Source organism: Chryseobacterium sp. C3, from assembly GCF_014218905.1.
Lineage (GTDB): Bacteria > Bacteroidota > Bacteroidia > Flavobacteriales > Weeksellaceae > Chryseobacterium > Chryseobacterium mucoviscidosis.
Genome location: NZ_JACLCU010000014.1, coordinates 283 through 16514, shown reverse-complemented (window position 1 = coordinate 16514; position 16232 = coordinate 283). Strand labels below are relative to the sequence as shown.

The 16232-nt window shown below is 36.5% G+C and carries 17 protein-coding genes and 2 tRNA genes; 8 read left to right on the top strand and 11 right to left on the bottom strand.

Annotation, left to right across the window (positions count from 1 at the left end):
- Window positions 1–5: 5 nt before the first annotated feature.
- The 5 genes from H6W53_RS20685 to H6W53_RS20665 all read right to left on the bottom strand — a co-directional run bounded on the left by H6W53_RS20685 (window position 6) and on the right by H6W53_RS20665 (window position 4992).
- On the bottom strand, window positions 6–890 hold the full coding sequence (locus tag H6W53_RS20685) for a ferric siderophore ABC transporter substrate-binding protein (RefSeq protein ID WP_185209438.1): 885 nt from the start codon (window positions 888–890) through the stop codon (window positions 6–8).
- Window positions 891–916: 26 nt separating this feature from the next.
- The gene (locus tag H6W53_RS20680; protein ID WP_076394083.1) at window positions 917–1315 is read right to left on the bottom strand and encodes an ExbD/TolR family protein; all 399 of its coding nucleotides are present in this window, start codon (window positions 1313–1315) and stop codon (window positions 917–919) included.
- 57 nt (window positions 1316–1372) lie between these two features.
- Window positions 1373–2077 carry a MotA/TolQ/ExbB proton channel family protein gene (locus tag H6W53_RS20675; protein WP_185209436.1) on the bottom strand — a complete coding sequence of 235 codons (705 nt, stop codon included), beginning with the start codon at window positions 2075–2077 and terminating at the stop codon, window positions 1373–1375.
- A 174-nt stretch (window positions 2078–2251) separates the two neighbouring features.
- Window positions 2252–2713, bottom strand: a complete 462-nt coding sequence (locus tag H6W53_RS20670; RefSeq protein ID WP_076394087.1) for a hypothetical protein — start codon at window positions 2711–2713, stop codon at window positions 2252–2254.
- 209 nt (window positions 2714–2922) lie between these two features.
- A complete protein-coding gene (locus tag H6W53_RS20665; protein WP_185209434.1) occupies window positions 2923–4992 on the bottom strand; it encodes a hypothetical protein in 2070 nt (689 codons plus the stop codon).
- 393 nt (window positions 4993–5385) lie between these two features.
- Here H6W53_RS20665 and H6W53_RS20660 point away from each other — a divergent pair, with 393 nt between their 5' ends.
- The 4 genes from H6W53_RS20660 to H6W53_RS20645 all read left to right on the top strand — a co-directional run bounded on the left by H6W53_RS20660 (window position 5386) and on the right by H6W53_RS20645 (window position 9119).
- Complete coding sequence (locus H6W53_RS20660) at window positions 5386–7182, top strand: DUF885 domain-containing protein (RefSeq protein ID WP_185209432.1); 1797 nt, start codon at window positions 5386–5388, stop codon at window positions 7180–7182.
- 454 nt (window positions 7183–7636) lie between these two features.
- Window positions 7637–8026 (top strand): DUF1398 domain-containing protein, encoded by a 390-nt coding sequence (locus tag H6W53_RS20655; RefSeq protein WP_185209430.1) that lies wholly within the window; start codon window positions 7637–7639, stop codon window positions 8024–8026.
- A gap of 64 nt (window positions 8027–8090) precedes the next feature.
- Window positions 8091–8672, top strand: a complete 582-nt coding sequence (locus H6W53_RS20650; RefSeq protein ID WP_185209428.1) for a hypothetical protein — start codon at window positions 8091–8093, stop codon at window positions 8670–8672.
- 6 nt (window positions 8673–8678) lie between these two features.
- Complete coding sequence (locus H6W53_RS20645; protein ID WP_185209426.1) at window positions 8679–9119, top strand: DinB family protein; 441 nt, start codon at window positions 8679–8681, stop codon at window positions 9117–9119.
- A 95-nt stretch (window positions 9120–9214) separates the two neighbouring features.
- Here the strand turns inward: H6W53_RS20645 and H6W53_RS20640 are convergent, their stop codons facing one another.
- A complete protein-coding gene (locus H6W53_RS20640; protein ID WP_185209423.1) occupies window positions 9215–9835 on the bottom strand; it encodes an endonuclease III domain-containing protein in 621 nt (206 codons plus the stop codon).
- 33 nt (window positions 9836–9868) lie between these two features.
- On the opposite strand from H6W53_RS20640, the gene bcp reads away from it, so the two are divergent.
- Entirely contained in the window at window positions 9869–10315 is a 447-nt protein-coding gene (gene bcp, locus H6W53_RS20635) for a thioredoxin-dependent thiol peroxidase (RefSeq protein ID WP_185209421.1), read from the top strand.
- Between the two features lie 119 nt (window positions 10316–10434).
- Here the strand turns inward: bcp and H6W53_RS20630 are convergent, their stop codons facing one another.
- Genes H6W53_RS20630 through H6W53_RS20610 form a run of 5 tightly spaced genes read right to left on the bottom strand, consistent with a single transcriptional unit; the run spans window position 10435 to window position 14666 of the window.
- On the bottom strand, window positions 10435–10980 hold the full coding sequence (locus H6W53_RS20630; protein ID WP_185209419.1) for a GNAT family N-acetyltransferase: 546 nt from the start codon (window positions 10978–10980) through the stop codon (window positions 10435–10437).
- Window positions 10937–11614, bottom strand: a complete 678-nt coding sequence (locus H6W53_RS20625; RefSeq protein WP_185209417.1) for a hypothetical protein — start codon at window positions 11612–11614, stop codon at window positions 10937–10939. Before H6W53_RS20625 ends, H6W53_RS20630 begins: the two co-directional genes overlap by 44 nt.
- Window positions 11615–11645: 31 nt before the next feature.
- Window positions 11646–12731, bottom strand: coding sequence for a mannose-1-phosphate guanylyltransferase (locus H6W53_RS20620; protein WP_228457849.1), 1086 nt, complete (start codon window positions 12729–12731; stop codon window positions 11646–11648).
- Window positions 12732–12733: 2 nt separating this feature from the next.
- On the bottom strand, window positions 12734–13324 hold the full coding sequence (locus tag H6W53_RS20615; RefSeq protein ID WP_185209415.1) for a SprT-like domain-containing protein: 591 nt from the start codon (window positions 13322–13324) through the stop codon (window positions 12734–12736).
- 1 nt (window position 13325) lies between these two features.
- On the bottom strand, window positions 13326–14666 hold the full coding sequence (locus H6W53_RS20610; RefSeq protein WP_185209413.1) for a TolC family protein: 1341 nt from the start codon (window positions 14664–14666) through the stop codon (window positions 13326–13328).
- A gap of 92 nt (window positions 14667–14758) precedes the next feature.
- Between H6W53_RS20610 and H6W53_RS20605 the strand changes: the two genes are divergently transcribed.
- The 3 genes from H6W53_RS20605 to H6W53_RS20595 all read left to right on the top strand — a co-directional run bounded on the left by H6W53_RS20605 (window position 14759) and on the right by H6W53_RS20595 (window position 16230).
- Window positions 14759–16003: a bifunctional folylpolyglutamate synthase/dihydrofolate synthase gene (locus tag H6W53_RS20605; protein WP_185209411.1), complete on the top strand. Its 1245-nt coding sequence runs from the start codon at window positions 14759–14761 to the stop codon at window positions 16001–16003.
- A 44-nt stretch (window positions 16004–16047) separates the two neighbouring features.
- Window positions 16048–16122, top strand: a tRNA-Val gene (locus H6W53_RS20600).
- Window positions 16123–16155: 33 nt separating this feature from the next.
- Window positions 16156–16230: transfer RNA gene (locus tag H6W53_RS20595), tRNA-Val, on the top strand.
- Window positions 16231–16232: the final 2 nt, after the last annotated feature.

The following is a 16232-nucleotide window of genomic DNA, read 5'->3' as shown; positions in this document are numbered from 1 at the left end:
ATTTTTTAGAACGTAATTTTATATGATCCTGTGGAAGAAACACTCGCTTTTTCTGCTTTTACATATTTCTTAACCCACGATATCGCGTTTGAACTGATACAGGGATCAGAAGTTCCCCCCGATCTTCTCGCAGAGACTACATTTCCTGCTTTATCTACAGTGTAAGCAATGGTAATCGTTCCGCTCGCTGTACAGTTATTCGCGGGCTGTGATCCGCCTCTTCCCATCGTTCCGGGGATAAATCCTACCAGTTTTCTGTCGATTCCTACTTTGCTGTCGCCATTTCCGTCTCCGCCTAAAGGATCTCCTGCATTTCCGATTCCGTTTCCATCGCCTTGGCTTCCTGCTTTTGTCCCACGTCCTCTGATCAAATTTCCAATGGCTGCATTTCCTTTTCCGTCACCATTTCCTGTTTTTGAATTGGCGGTTGTAGCTCCTGATTTTTTAGTGTTTTTGGTTGCAGAGGTACTTGTTGATGTCTTTTTAGTTTCTGCCTTGGATTCTTCTTTTTTTGGAACCGAAGTTTTGGTATTGTTTCCGGTTATGACCTTATCTTTCGCTTCTGTTTTTTTGGTTTCGGGCTGCGGATCCGGCTGGATAACCGTCTTGGTTTCAGGAACAGCGGTTTCTGCAAGTTCAGAAGCGACTTCTTCTGTAGCAGCAGCAAGGCTTCCCGGCTGATCTGCCGGTTCTTCTACCCCGCTTCCGTTTCTATTGTCTCCAAAATTAACCAGCATGGTTGTAATAACTTCAGGCTGTTCATCGAGTTCCGGTTTCAGTTTATACAGAAAAACAAATAAAAGAATGGCAGACCAAATGAGAATAGAAAGCACCGCGCTTTTTATCTTGTCTCTGTTTTGCTCATCTTTACTGATTATATGGCTTCTCATTTTAAAATGCTCCTTACTTCGAAGAGTTATTTATCTTTAACGGTTGCAATGGCAATATTGAATTTATGTTTCTCGGCAATTTCCATTACAAAAACCACGTCTTTATGAAGGGTATTTTCGTCTGCTCTTATGGTGAAAGATTTATTCGCCTGACCTGTTAATTTATTGACAATGGTCTGTTCCAATTCTCCTCTGTTCACAGGATTATCGTCTACAAAATAAGACCCATCCGGTTTTACGCTCACCACCAAAGGATTCGGAATATTGTCTGCTGCCGTATCTGCTTTTGGCAATTTTACATCGATCGCACTTTGATTGGCTGCCGAAGAAGTTACCATGAAGAAGATCAGCATCAGCAAGATAACATCTGTCATCGCTGCCAAACTGAATTCCGGGTTTGCTTTATTTCTTCTCTGAATTTTCATCTGTTGATTCTGATTTTATGTTTGTCAGATGGAACCTTTCGGTTTCATAAGAAAAAATTATAACGGTTTATTGATAAGGTCTAAAAATTCTCCCGACATGTTTTGCGCCTTCAATACAAATTTATCAATTCTTGTTAACAATAAATTGTAAAAAAAGTTTGCCGGAATTGCTACAGCAAGACCTACTGCTGTTTGTCCCAATGCAGTATAAATACCTTCAGACAAAGTTTTCGGAGAGAAAGAACCCGTTGCATGAGACAAATTGAAGAATGCGATAATCATTCCGATTACCGTTCCCAATAACCCCAACATCGGAGCTATACTTGGAACCACAGCCAAAAGATTCAGATTTTTTTCCATGTTGGCAACCTCAACCTGAGCCTGAGATTCCATCGCACTTACGATATCCGAAACGGGACGTCCCAGTCTTGAAATTCCTTTCTCTAAAATTCTTCCTTCCGGAGAATTTTGTCTTTTGCAATAATCTGCCGCAGACTCTATTTTACCATCTCTGATAAAATCTTCGATATTATCCATAAAATTGGCATCTGTTTTTGAGGTTAATCTTTTAATAAAGAAAAAGCGCTCAAAGAAAAGATATACGGAAAATACACCGAGCAATAACACGGTTACCATCACTATTTTAGCGAAAGCTCCTCCGTGGAACATGATTTTCCAAAATGAGAATTCTAAATCGTCTGCCGCTACTGTGGGTGCAGCAACCTGGGCAAATAAAATCTGAGTAAGTTCCGTTAACAGCATTAAAGTGTATTTTTATAAAAGTTGTAACGACAAAAGTAATGGAATATTATGAATTGAACTCTTAAAAATTGCTTAAAAACAACTTAAAATTTGTTATTTTCATAAACAGCAAATTTCTTTCCAAAAAACAATTTGAAAAGAAATCTGATATAAAAATGTGGAGAAAGATTACACTTAATCTTCGTCTACCTCTATTTCTTCCTGCTTAAATTCACATTTCAGCCTAAAAGGAATCGGCGTATCTGATCCTGTGTAGAAATCATCAATCGTTCCTTTCCAGATTACCTGAAGTTCTCCTTCTTCATTTTTCTCAAACTGAAGCTCGTTATCATAAATAAACGCTTCTTCGTCATCAAAAAGATCTACTTCGGTATATGTATCTTCATCAGAGTCATTAATGGTGATGGTTTTTCCTTCTATTTCCGCGGAATCAATAGGGAAATCGAATACTTCAAGAGAGAGTTGCGGAAAGTTGTACTGTAATGAATCATCCTCTACATGATCCAGACTGTCATCCGTAATAATTTCAACTTCCAGAAAATGTTGTTGATTGCTGTAAACCGCTTTGCAATAAGTATTTCTGATATTGTACTTTAGCGTTTCGTCCGGATGGTAAATTTTTAAAATCCCTTTCATTATTTCTTAAAAAAAAGAGCGGTAATAATATGATTGTTAAACGTTTTCAACAAAGATAAAAAATAGATTGAACGTGAAAAATTTTTTGAAAAGTATTTTTAAAAAATCTCTTTTAAATTAATACAATAAGACTCTAAAATTTTAAACTTATGAAAAAGTGCCGCTATATGATAACGACACTTTTAAAAAATTTTAATTATTAAAATAAGTTATTCAATTTTTTCGGCTTTAAGCTGAGCCGTATTTAATCTTGTATTGCTTGGTGCATTTGCAGATTTTTGAAATTTCAGTTCAGAACCATTCCAATGAACAGGTTTTCCTTTGGAAGAAGTATCTGTTTCATTATGAAGTACGGCAGTCATATTTTCGTCATAATCCTTTGAAAGAATTTCTTTTGGAACAGCAACATTTTCAAGATCTTTTCTCGTTCCTACAGCAATGTATGAGAATTTTACAGCATTGTTATCATCAGTTTTGGCACTGAATCCTGTTTTTGTAGGCTCCTGCTCAAGATAGATCTGAGAACTTTTCCCGATTGGGGTAATGGTTACCACTACAGAATTTTCCGCAACAAGATCAGAGAATTTTCTGTCAAAAGAAACACTTACCCTTCCGCTTGCATCAAGAGTTGCCGTTCCTCGTGTATAAATGTCTGCCGTGGTAGACGTAGGAACATACGTTGTAATTCTTTCTGCGCTTCCGTCTACAGTACTTACATTAGCAATTACATTATTGGTATAGGTTGCACCGTCCACATACATTCCGTAACGGCTTCCGCTCGCATTAATTCCGTAAACATTTCCTCTAAAAGCGGCTCCCATAAGATCTCCAACTCCCATTACTCCAAAGCCCGCTGCCTCAGAACCCAACGCAGATCTGCCTGTTCCTGTAGACATCGCGGCATTTCCATATACACCTGCATTAGCCGATCCCGAAGTTCGATATCCCAAGACTCCGAAGATTCCTGCAACCTGCGAATTTCCCAAAACACCACCCGATCTGTCAACAGCCGCTGCGCCTCCTACCGAAAGAACCTCGCCTAAAACACCAAAAATATAAGCATCATTAGCCGCTGTAGGTTCTGCATTTCCCATTGATCCGTAAAGAGTTGTGTGTGCTAATGTAGTAGCCGAAGAACTTGGTCCGGAGTAACCGCTACCGGAATTACTTCCAGCAGTACTTCCTATTGTTCTGTCTCCCCAAATCATTGATCTTCTTGTAGAAGATGCTGTTGTTGCATCTGCACCAGCCGCATTTGCAGATGCATATACCCCACTTCCTGCTCCGCTATGCAAAATGTAAACACCTGCATTATTATTTGCTGTATTGCTATTCTGAACTCTGAAGCCTTCTCCAGTTCCCGTCTGATTGATAAAACCTCCTATTGCGGGATTTGCTGAAGCCATTGTAATATTTAAGCCTCTTGAATTCGTAGCCGTTCCGTTTTGATTAATCACCAACGCCCTATCCAAAGTTGTGGAACCCATATCAATATATAATCCTTTAGATCCTGTAGCGGATAAACTTCCGGTATCTGCAGCACTACTCGACTGACTTATGATTGCACCGGGTTGATTGGTTGTCCCTGATTCTAAAATGTGAATTTTTGCAGAAGGAGTTGTTGTTCCGAATCCTGAATTTCCGTTATTAAGAAGAGACATTCCACTTGCTGCAACATTACTTGGCTGAAACCTCGCAAAAATACCTGTCGCATTAGAAGGTGCTGCATTGTTGATGATTCTCACCAATCCATTTGTAGAATTTAAGGCTGTACTTGTAGAAGTAATATCCAGCAAAGTTCCTGTAGTTAAAGCATTGGCTCTTAAAGTGAGTGGCGTTTGCGTACTTGCAGTAGTCCAATCCCAACTTTGCGCAAAGTTTTTACTGTCGATCGAATTGTTTGCCGTTCCGTCGATAAGTCCTGAAATTGGTGTTTTCGCTGCCGTTCCAAAATTATTAATAGCAACCCATTTTGCTAATCCGGAATTATAATAATAAAATCCAGGAGCGGTAAGATCTATTGTACTTCCGGTAAGACTAGTGGCTGCAGTCGTCGCATAAATCATCATAGAATTTTGAGAACTTCCCAGAAGAAGCTCCATGCTTTTAATCTGATCTCCTGTTAATCTTGGAATTAAAATACCTTCAGGTTTTGTTCCACTGGTTTTTGAAACAATTTCAAAAGTTGTATTGGGAGAAGTTGAATTTATACCCACTTGAGCATAAAAAGCAGAGATGCTTGAAAAAGCAACTGCCAGGTTAAGTAGTTTTTTAGCCATATCAATTAAATTAGATTTTCATATTAAATTAAATAATAATTAAAATAATTCACAATGCTTTTACTTATTATTTAATTAATCGCTAATATAGAAAAAAACTAACAACACAAAACATATAGCATAAATAATTATTTTTTTTTTACACATAATTTAAATAAACGCATTTTTTTTAATTAATAAAACAATTAAATAAATTTTTAACCCAACACAAACGTTTTTAAATTAAAAATTTACAATTATCAATATCATTTCATAGAAATAATTGGATTTAATGTAAATATTTTCATTAAAGAGAATAAAATAACAAATAATATCCTCTTTATCATCATAATTGTAGTTGATCGGAAGTTTACATTGATATAATATTTATTTTTGTTCTCTAAAGATTCCGGAATGAAAAACATCATATCAAAAAGTATTATAGGATTAGGCATAATGATCAGTTTAGGATCATGCAAAAAATCCGATTCCCCTTTAACGAAAGTAACACCATCCAATCTGGATTCTATTGCTTCCAATTATTATGAACAGTATCTGAAATTATATCCTCTGGATGCAACTTCACAGGGAGATTTACGTTATAACGATCAGCTTCCGATTAACATTGATAAAGATTTTATCTCCGGAGAAGTCGCTTTCTACCGTTCTGTAGAAAAACAACTAGAGAATGTGGATTATAAGAATCTTTCAGACGAAGATAAAGTAGTTTACGATGTGCTGAATTTTACTTTAAAAGATAAGATAGAAAACTATAATTATCATCCGGAATATATTCCTTTTACGCAATTCGGAGGTTTGCCGCTTAATTTTCCATTGTATGGAAGCGGAGAAGGAAGCCAGCCTTTTAAAACAGAAAAAGATTATTCTGACTGGTTGAAAAGAATGGAAAAATTTCCGGAATGGATGAATGCCGCCACCGATAATTTCCGCGAAGGAATTAATAATAAAATGGTTTTGCCTAAAAAACTGGTGGTAAAGATGATTCCTCAAATGAGAGCCGAAGAAATTATAACGACTGATTTTGATAAGAATATTTTCTACGGACCCATCAGAAAATTTCCGAAAAATTTCACAAACGAGCAGAAAGAAAAATTTTCAAAGCTTTATCAGGACGCCATCGTGCAGAAAATTATTCCTGCTTATACTAAAATGGGCAACTTTTTAGAAAAAGAATATTTACCAAAAGCAAGGGAAACAGACGGTTACAACAGCCTGCCAAACGGAAAGGAAATTTACAGGTATTATGCAAAAAGCTGGACGACAACCAATAAAACGCCGGAGGAAATTAATAAAATCGGACTTCAGCAGGTAGCAATGCTTCGCGCCGAAATGGAAAAAGTAAAACAGCAGGTTGGATTTACCGGCACATTGGAAGAATTCATTAATTATGTAAAAACAGATCCGAAAGCAATGCCTTACACGAGTTCAAAAGAAGTTCTGGCTGCATTCAACGGAATTTTAACGAAAATTACGCCGAAGCTGAAAACCATGTTTTCAATAACACCGAAAACAGGATTTGAGATCAGACAAACTGAAAAATTCAGAGAGGCGAGCGCAAGTGCGGAGTATATTCAGGGAACACCGGACGGAAAAAGACCAGGAATATTTTACGTTCCGCTTCCGGATCCGTCAAAATTCAACGTAACTTCAGGTATGGAATCTTTGTTCTTGCACGAGGCTATTCCAGGACATCATTATCAGGTTTCTTTACAGCAGGAAAACACCAAACTCCCGAAATTCATGAGATTCGGCTGGTTTGGAGCTTACGGTGAAGGATGGGCACATTATTGCGAAACATTAGGACCGGAATTCGGGCTGTATACAGATCCTTATCAAAAAATGGGCTATCTGAGCGACCAAATGCTGAGAGCAGTAAGACTGGTAGTAGACACGGGTCTTCACACGGGAAAAATGACGAGAGAACAGGCAATCAAATATTTTCTAAGCAATATTTCTTATGACGAAGCCGGAGCAACAGCCGAAGTAGAGCGATATATGGCAATGCCGGGACAGGCTTTAGGCTATAAAATCGGTTCATTGAGAATTCGTGAGCTGAGAGAAAAATATCAGAAAGAACTGGGCAGCAAATTTAGTTTAGCCAAATTCCATGATGAAGTTTTGAGTCAGGGCTGCCTTCCTTTGGATGTTCTGAACAGAAAAATGGAACTTTGGGCAAAAAAACAGAAATAAATTTTGCCTGAATCACTAAAACGCAAAAAACTTTCTTACCGCAAAAGATGTAAAAGATTTTAACACGTGAGTTGTTTAAGTTTAATCCTTAAATGGAAAGAAAGATCACATAAGGTAAAAAATCAAAGATTTTCTCTTGCAGACTTTTAAAGTACTTTAAATAAATCTGATAAAGTCTTGTGTATCTTTTGCGGTTAAATTTAAAATTGATTGTCCGTTTATTAACCTAAAGCTTCGACAGGCTCAGCTTGACATTGCTAAAAATCAAGCGTTTGGTATTAGAGGTGTCACACTAAGCTTGTCGAAGTACCTGTTATAAATAATTGATTTTCATATCAATGCATAGTAATAGGTTGTTTAACGGATATTCAAAATTTAAAATTAATTTAAACAAAATTATAGTTTGCGCTTTTGCAATTAAAGCTGAATAATTAAAAAAATACAACGAAAAAAGATGTTTACAGTAGAACAAATTGAATCTGCTCACAGCAAAGTAAAAACAGGAGCAGATTTTCCGAATTACATCAAAGAAATTAAAGAATTAGGTGTAAAATCGTTTGAAACATGGGTAAAAGACAGCCATACCGAATATTTTGGTGAAAATGATTTTACCACAAAATCCGAACCTAAATATGCCAATCTAATTATTGAAGATCAGACTGATAAAGAAAAATTTATTCAACAGTTAAAAAGTCATCAGAGAGGAGAGACGGATTATATGAAATTTTGTGAAGACTGCGCTGAAACGGGAATTGAAAAATGGATTGTAGATCTGGATCAATTTACCTGCATTTACTACGACAAAGCAGGAAACGAAATCCTAACAGAAGAAATTCCTCATTAAAAAACTGAAGTCACAAATTAATTTTTGTGGCTTTTTTGTTTAGCTTTATGTTTTAAAACAGAACATGATAAAAGCACTTCTCTTTTTTATCACTTTCATTTTTGGATTGTGTTTTTTAAGCTGTATAAAGGAAAACAGGGAAATTTTAAAACCTGAAAATATTACTGTTGATGAAAATTTAAGTAAAAATGATACATTCAAAATTCTATCAAAATATCCTGAGCTTAAATTATTTAACAGTGAAAAAGTTGAAAGCGCAACAAGAACAGCTTATATTTTACAGATATCTAGTTTTTCTGATGGGTATTATCATACAAGATCAGTCAGTTTTGAAGATTATAAATGCAAAACTGAATACAAAGGAGACACCATCAGTATCTGGCTTAACAATTACAACGGATATTTTGGAAACGGAGTTTTGATAAAGGTTTTTAATGATCAGTTTTTAATTCAAGATATTAACCCAAAAACATTAAAAGGCGAAATTAAATTTATCAATTCTTATCCGGTGTATCAGAAATTGGTTCTTAACAAGTACCCGTTTCAAAAAAATGACAGCATTTATGGGTTTATCGACTATGAAACGAAGCTAGATTCTCTGGTTACTAAAAATTTCAGAGGACATTTTAGAACAAAAATTAAATAAAAAACTATGACAGCAAGTCTAACATCCTTATTCCTAAGAGATTTAAATAAACTGAAACAGCAAATTGAGTCTTATCAGAATGAAACAAATCTCTGGAAAACAGAGGCAACCATTGCAAATTCGGCAGGAAATTTAACGTTGCATATTGTGGGAAATCTCAGTCACTTTGTGGGAGCTGTTTTGGGAAATTCCTGCTATGTAAGAAACAGGGAACTTGAGTTTTCATCAAAAGATATTCCGAGAATGGAATTAGTTCAACAGATTGAAAAGACGATCGAAACGGTGACGATTACGCTTGAAAGGCTGTCTGATGAAGACCTCCAGAAGCAATATCCGCTTGAACCTTTGGGTTATGGAATGACGACGGAATATTTCCTGATCCATCTTTTCGGGCATCTGAGTTATCATCTGGGACAGATCAATTATCACCGAAGATTGTTGGATTGATTTGCTTCTTCATCTATTTAACCACCCCGTCAAAAATTCTTCCGAATTTTCGCCACCCCTCCAAAGGAGGGGAATTCAGGCTTTGGAAAAGACTTTTATTTCTCGAACAGCATTTTGGTGATGAAATCTTTGGCTCCGTTTCCTCGCGCGGGAGAATATTCTCTTCCATAGAAAATAATCTGAAGATGAAGTTTATTCCACACTTCTTCTTTCCAGAGTTTTTTGGCGTCTTTTTCGGTTTCTACTACGTTTTTTCCGGAAGTCAGTTTCCACTGCGTCATCAATCTATGAATATGGGTATCTACAGGAAAAGCAGGAAATCCGAAACCCTGACTCATTACCACAGAAGCGGTTTTATGTCCAACTCCGGGAAGCGCTTCGAGTTCTTCGTAGGTTTGCGGTACTATTCCATTGTGTCTTTCCAGAAGCAGCTCTGCCATTCTTTTGAGGTTTTTGGCTTTCGTGTTGGCAAGTCCGATTTCTTTGATTAATTCTTTAATCTGATATTCCTCCAGCTTTGCCATTCTTTGTGGAGTTCCTGCCACCGCGAAAAGCTCAGGCGTTACCTGATTCACCTTCTTATCGGTTGTCTGTGCAGAAAGTGCAACAGCAACCATTAAAGTATAAGGATCAGTATGATCCAGCGGAATGGGAACTTCGGGATATAATTTTTCTAATTCGGTCTGTACGAGTTCCGCTCTTTGCTTTTTTGTCATGGAAGCATTAAATTTGAACAAAAATAAATCATTATGTTGAAAGTCGGAGATAAATTACCTCAATTTGAAGGAACCAATCAGGATGGTGAAACGGTACATTCTGAAAATCTGATCGGTAAAAAGCTTGTTGTTTTTTTCTATCCGAAAGCAAATACTCCGGGTTGTACTGCTGAAGCATGCAATCTGAGAGACAATTACGCTGAACTGAAGAAACAGGGATTTGAATTGTTGGGAGTAAGTGCAGATCCTGTAAAAAATCAGAAAAAATTCAGTGAGAAATTTGAATTTCCGTTTGATATTATTGCCGATGAAACGCGTGATGTTATTGAAAAATTTGGCGTCTGGCAACTGAAAAAGTTTATGGGAAAAGAATTCATGGGAATTGTAAGAACCACTTTTGTTTTTGATGAAAACGGAATCTGTACAGAAGTTATTGATAAGGTAAAGACGAAAGATCACGCTGCACAGATTTTGAAATAGCTTTTAAATAATATTTCTAATTTAACCGCATAAGGCTCAAAAGAATAAAAATCAGAGATCTTCAAAAACTGTTGAATCTTTTTTGTGGCTTTTGCGGTTAAATTAAAGTAAAAACTATCCTACTCTGTTTCGTAATACATCAGTTCCTCCGGATCGTTGGGAATGGTGACAAATTTTTGGAATTTTAACCCCAGCTTTTCAATTAATTTCTGAGAAGAAAAGTTGTCTTTTGTTGTAATGGCAGAAATCTTTTTCAACCCGAAATCATCCATTCCGACTGATTTTATCTTTAAAGCGGCTTCATAAGCGTACCCTTTTCCTTCAAACTCATCTAAAAGCGAAAAGCCGATATCCACAACATCCAATCCTTCCCTTTCGAAAATTCCAACTCCTCCGATTTTATGACTTCCTTCTTTGGTAAGCATTAAATAATTTCCGTAACCCAACCGTTCCATCTGAGGAAGAAAGCGGTTTCTGATATAATCTTCCGCATCGGAAAGGGTTTTCAGATTACGATCCCCGATAAACTGAATGAATTTCGGACGGTTGTAAAGATCCAGAATAAATTCTGCGTCTTCCAGAGCCATCGGACGAAGAATCAGACGTTCTGTTTCGTAAAATTTATTTCCGTTTTGTGGATCTTGCGGGTTTCTTTTTAGGCTCATCTTTCAGTTCTTCTTTTTTCTCGATCTTCAGCAATCTTGGGTTATTGGTGCATTTTTTATTATAAAGCTCAATGTACGAACCGTTATCTTTCGCTTCCGTAATTATTCCTGTTGATTTACTGATGGTTAAAGTAAAATGTCTTTTCTGATAAGGACATTCTATAGAAGCCAGCTTTCCTAAATTCAGATAATAATTGGATTTATCTTCGTAATAATTCGCCGCAATATCTCTGAATTCTTCATCGATAATATAACCGTCTGTTGCTGCAGAAATGGCAGCATCCTGAATGTCATCAGGTTTTCCCACAAAGTTTTTAAGCCCTTCAAGAGTGGTAATATATTCTGTTTTTCCTCCGGATAAATAGACGATGAAATAAAATTCATTTTCTTCCGCAATTCCGATATTGAATCCTGAAGTTTGTGAAACATAATCTATCGCCGCTCCGGATTGTTTCAAAATACGGTCTTTGCCATAACTGCTATGAATCAGCAGCCAGGAAGAGGCTTTAACATTCGGAATGATGTTCTGTAAAATACTGGAAACATTAGAAAAATGCTTCTTTTCCTGCGCGTAAGAAAATGTTCCCAAAAACAAAAAACCGAATACCCAGAATTTTCTTATCAATTTTATCATAATTACAGAACGAGGAAAAAAGGGAATTATTTTACATGAATTTATCTCCTTTCTTCAGGTTTTTAAGGTCTAAAACATAGTCTTTTATGAGCTGATCGTGATCTCTCGGACAGATTAGAAGAGCTTTATCCGTGTCTACAATGATGTAATTTTCCAGTCCGTCGATAACCACTGCTTTATTGTTATTTTTCATACGGATTACGTTTCCTTTTGCGTTGTAGGTAAGAATCGGCTGTTTTGTTTTTACCGCATTCAGATTTTCGTCTTTATCCGCATTTTCATAAACGGAAGTCCATGTTCCCAGATCGCTCCAGCCTAAATCTGCGGGAATTACATAAACGTTCTGTGCTTTTTCTAAAATTCCGTTATCAATGGATATTTTCTGTACTTTAGGATAGATCAGTTCAATACAGCTTTTTTCGCTGTCTGCGTTGTATTCGCAAGCCATAAAATGCTGTGTCATTTCCGGAAGATACATTTCAAAGGCATGATGAATGCTTTTTACGTTCCAGATAAAAATTCCTGCATTCCAAAGGAAATCACCGCTTTCCAGAAAGCTTTTGGCAATCTCAAGAATCGGTTTTTCCGTAAAGGTTTTTACTTTGTAATAATCAGAATCATGCTTATCAACAAACTGAATATAGCCGTATCCTGTGTCAGGTCTTGTAGGAGTAATTCCTAACGTAACGAGATATTCGTTCTTTGCAGCAATTTCAAACGCAAGTTCTACCTTTTCCAGAAAAGTTTCTTCTTTTAAAATTAAATGATCTGCAGGAAGAACGATCATGGTTGCATCGGGATCTTTTTCAGCGATTTTATTCGCCATGTAAAGATTACACGGAGCCGTATTTTTAAGCAAAGGTTCGCCTACAATATTTTCCTGCGGAACTTCCGGCAACTGCTGATGCGAAAGCTCTACATACTCTTTATTCGTAATCACAAATATATTTTCATTAGGAATAATTCTGCTGATCCTGTCATAGGTCTGCTGAATCATGGTGCGTCCCACTCCTAAAATATCTTGAAACTGTTTTGGAAATTTCTGCGTACTCATAGGCCAGAATCTGCTTCCGATTCCACCTGCCATAATGACGCAATATCTGTTTGATTTTGACATTCTTATGTGTATTTTTCTACCCTTGCCAATGGTTTGAAAGAATACTTTCTTCCTGTAGCCAAGTTTTTACAAAGATAGTTTTTTTTAATTAGACCTTCTAAAAGGTACTTTTCGTTTCGGTAGATAAAAAAGTCTCCTTTTTGAAGCGTTTCAATAAACACAAGCGTATCGTCCTGTTTCTCAATGTGAAAATATTTTACCAGCTCCGGACTTGCCATAAAATTGGCTTTCGGAGATTTCGAAAATTTAACAATGACGGGTCTTAAATCTTCTTCATATACCACAAGACTCTGCAAAAGCATCTGCCGGAAAGTATGTTTCCATTCGTTTCCGTGAGGAGAAATTCTTCTGCCATACTTCTCAAAGGCGATAAGATGCGCCAATTCATGGGTTAATACGAAGAAAAACAATTGCGGAACCAATGTTGAATTAATCGTAATCTCATGAGAATGATCCGAAAGTTTACGATAATCTCCCAGTTTGGAATTCCTGTTGCGCGTGACTTTTATATGAATATAATAGTCTGCAAACCATATCTTTAAATATTGAAGCGTATTTTGTGGTAAATATTTTTCTAATGACTGAATAGACATTTTACAAACTTAATGGAATTCCGGCATAGAAATTCAACAATTTAAGACTGAAAACATAATTATATTTTGCCTGAGCTACAGAACCCTGTGCATTCGCATAATTATTTCTTGCAACATTCACGTCATAAATGGTAGATCTTCCCGCTGCATAGCTTTTATCTGCAAACTCCAATGCAAGTTTGGTGCTTTTCTCTGCCTGAAGTGATGAAAGATAGATTTCATAATTGGCATCCACATCAAACTGCGCTTTCTGAACATTCTGTCTTACGGTCTGTTTTTGCTGTTCTAAAGTTACTTTAGCCAGACTTTCATTCAGTTTAGACTGTTCTACCTGAAGTTTTGTAATTCCTTTATTAAAAATAGGGATATTGACAGAAAGAGCCGCCTGTTGTCCGAAATTGTCTTTATATTGAGAAAAGAATCCCTGTTCTTTTACATAGAAAAGAGCGGAACCTACATTATCTGTATTTAAAAGGTTATTGTAGAAAGATCCGATTCCTGCACTTGCCGTAACAGTAGGCCAGAAAGCCGTTTTGGAAACTTCGGTCTGCGCCTGCGCCGCTTTTATCCTGCTCTCCGCTGCTTTTACCTGCGGCTGAGTCTCGTAAGCTGTTGTTAAAACCTCATCTACAGATTTTAACTGCGGAGCCAACTGATCCGGAACATTTACATCTTCCACATCAAAATCTTTATATTCCTGAAGCTGTAAAAGCTGTGCTAAAGCAAATAAACTTCTTCCCACATTAATTTCGGCGGTTTTCAGGTTTTGTTTTTCTCTTGCCAATCCTGCTTCGGCTTCTGCTAAAACCGTTTGTGCCGTTGTTCCTATTTCTGTAGTAATTTTTGATCTGCTGTACTGTTTCTGAGCATTTTCAACTGCCGCCTGAGAAATTTTTACAATTTCTTTATTCAGTAACGTTGTTAAATACTGCTGTGCAATCTGAAGAGAAATATCATTTTTAATGGTTTCAATATCATACTGACTTGCTTCTACATCGAATTCTGTTTTTCTGATGGTTTTTTCAAGTCTGCCGTTATTGTACACCAAAATATCTGCTCCCAAATTTGCACTGTTACTGAATCTGTCGTTTCTCAAACTTCCCGTACCGAAAGAAGTCTGCCCGAAACTCACCGTATTTCCCACAGAACCGGAAACAGACGGAAGATAGTTTTTCTTGGCAATTTTCAGATTCAGATCCTGAGACTGTTTCGAATATTCATTTTGGATCACCTGAAGATTATGTTTGGTTGCATAATCCACACATTCTCTCAAAGACCATTTTTTCTGGGCATTGACCGCCAGACAAGATAATCCCAAAATAATAGTCAAAACCTTTTTCATACTCTATATATTTTTCCCTATTAGACGAAGTAAATATAAAAAAGTTACAGTTTTAATATTTCTTTTTAAAAAACTTTTGAGAATTTTGCATTATGACAAACGAACAGTATCAGGAAGCGGTAGAATGGCTTTTCGTTCAGGCTCCTAATTATCAGATAGACGGGCAGAAAGCGTATAAGCCTGGATTAGGCAATATTATGAAACTTTGCGATTTTTTCGGAAATCCTCAGGAAAAGATAAAATGCGTTCATATAGGCGGAACCAATGGAAAAGGCTCTTCCAGCAATATGCTGGCTTCTGTTCTACAGGAATCGGGATATAAAATCGGGCTGTACAATTCGCCTCATCTGATCGACTTTACAGAAAGAATTAAGGTAAATGGTAATAATTGTGATAAAGAATTTGTGTATCATTTTATTCAGAAACTGAAAAATCTTCCGGAAAATATTCAGCCTTCTTTTTTTGAGTTTACCACCATTATGGCTTTTGAATATTTTTATCAGCAAAATGTAGATATTGCGATTATTGAAGTTGGTCTTGGAGGAAGATTAGATTCTACTAACATCATTAAGCCATTGGTTTCAGCCATTACGAATGTACAGCTAGATCATCAGAATATTCTTGGAGACACTATTGAAGAAATTGCAGGAGAAAAAGCAGGAATTGTAAAAACGGGAGTTCCTGTTATTTCCGGAGATGAAAACGAAGCAGTAAAAAATATCATTAAAAATAAAGCGGAAAAAGAAAATGCAGCTTTTGTTGATGCTACTCTACTAAAAACAGATTTAAAATCTGACTTAAAGGGAAATTATCAAGAGAAAAACATTAAGGTCGTTTTATGTTTAATTGATGAATTAAGAAAATTAAATTACAACATTTCAGATGAAAATATTGAAAAAGGGCTTCTTCATGTTCATCAGAATACAGGATTTATCGGACGATGGTTCCAGTTTTCAGAAAATCCGCTTACCATTTGCGATACAGGGCATAATCAGGCAGGTCTGGAATATGTTTTTTCACAATTAAATTCCATCGATAAGCATAAACATATTATTTTAGGCTTCGTGAATGACAAAAAAATAGATGAAGTCATGAAAATTTTACCTGATAATTCTCAGTACTATTTTGCAAAACCAGCCGTCCATCGCGGAAGACACCCTGAAGATTATGAAAATTTACTGGTTGATGCAAAAATTTTTTACAAAATTTTTGATTCGGTACAGGAAGCGTATCTTTCTGCAAAAGAGGAATGTACAAATGAAGAAATGATTTTTATCGGGGGAAGTAACTTTGTAGTGGGAGAATTTTTAGAAAAAAATTTGGAGATTTCTAAATAAGTCGTATATTTGCACCACTCTAATCGAGGAAACAACGATAAAGAGGGTTCTTAGCTCAGTTGGTTCAGAGCATCTGGTTTACACCCAGAGGGTCGGGGGTTCGAATCCCTCAGGACCCACAGAAAAGGAAACGAAACCTTTCAAAAAAATTCGGGTTCTTAGCTCAGTTGGTTCAGAGCATCTGGTTTACACCCAGAGGGTCGGGGGTTCGAATCCCTCAGGACCCACA

Excerpts from the sequence above, each read along its gene's own strand:
- bcp (WP_185209421.1), top strand. The coding sequence starts at position 9,869 with ATGTTGAAAGTCGGAGATAAATTACCTCAATTTGAAGGAACCAATCAG.
- H6W53_RS20650 (WP_185209428.1), top strand. The coding sequence starts at position 8,091 with ATGATAAAAGCACTTCTCTTTTTTATCACTTTCATTTTTGGATTGTGT.
- H6W53_RS20655 (WP_185209430.1), top strand. The coding sequence starts at position 7,637 with ATGTTTACAGTAGAACAAATTGAATCTGCTCACAGCAAAGTAAAAACA.
- H6W53_RS20680 (WP_076394083.1), bottom strand. The coding sequence starts at position 1,315 with ATGAAAATTCAGAGAAGAAATAAAGCAAACCCGGAATTCAGTTTGGCA.
- H6W53_RS20615 (WP_185209415.1), bottom strand. The coding sequence starts at position 13,324 with ATGTCTATTCAGTCATTAGAAAAATATTTACCACAAAATACGCTTCAA.
- H6W53_RS20670 (WP_076394087.1), bottom strand. The coding sequence starts at position 2,713 with ATGAAAGGGATTTTAAAAATTTACCATCCGGACGAAACGCTAAAGTAC.
- H6W53_RS20660 (WP_185209432.1), top strand. The coding sequence starts at position 5,386 with ATGAAAAACATCATATCAAAAAGTATTATAGGATTAGGCATAATGATC.
- H6W53_RS20630 (WP_185209419.1), bottom strand. The coding sequence starts at position 10,980 with ATGAGCCTAAAAAGAAACCCGCAAGATCCACAAAACGGAAATAAATTT.
- H6W53_RS20610 (WP_185209413.1), bottom strand. The coding sequence starts at position 14,666 with ATGAAAAAGGTTTTGACTATTATTTTGGGATTATCTTGTCTGGCGGTC.
- H6W53_RS20625 (WP_185209417.1), bottom strand. The coding sequence starts at position 11,614 with ATGATAAAATTGATAAGAAAATTCTGGGTATTCGGTTTTTTGTTTTTG.
- H6W53_RS20675 (WP_185209436.1), bottom strand. The coding sequence starts at position 2,077 with ATGCTGTTAACGGAACTTACTCAGATTTTATTTGCCCAGGTTGCTGCA.
- H6W53_RS20640 (WP_185209423.1), bottom strand. The coding sequence starts at position 9,835 with ATGACAAAAAAGCAAAGAGCGGAACTCGTACAGACCGAATTAGAAAAA.
- H6W53_RS20645 (WP_185209426.1), top strand. The coding sequence starts at position 8,679 with ATGACAGCAAGTCTAACATCCTTATTCCTAAGAGATTTAAATAAACTG.
- H6W53_RS20685 (WP_185209438.1), bottom strand. The coding sequence starts at position 890 with ATGAGAAGCCATATAATCAGTAAAGATGAGCAAAACAGAGACAAGATA.
- H6W53_RS20605 (WP_185209411.1), top strand. The coding sequence starts at position 14,759 with ATGACAAACGAACAGTATCAGGAAGCGGTAGAATGGCTTTTCGTTCAG.
- H6W53_RS20665 (WP_185209434.1), bottom strand. The coding sequence starts at position 4,992 with ATGGCTAAAAAACTACTTAACCTGGCAGTTGCTTTTTCAAGCATCTCT.
- H6W53_RS20620 (WP_228457849.1), bottom strand. The coding sequence starts at position 12,731 with ATGTCAAAATCAAACAGATATTGCGTCATTATGGCAGGTGGAATCGGA.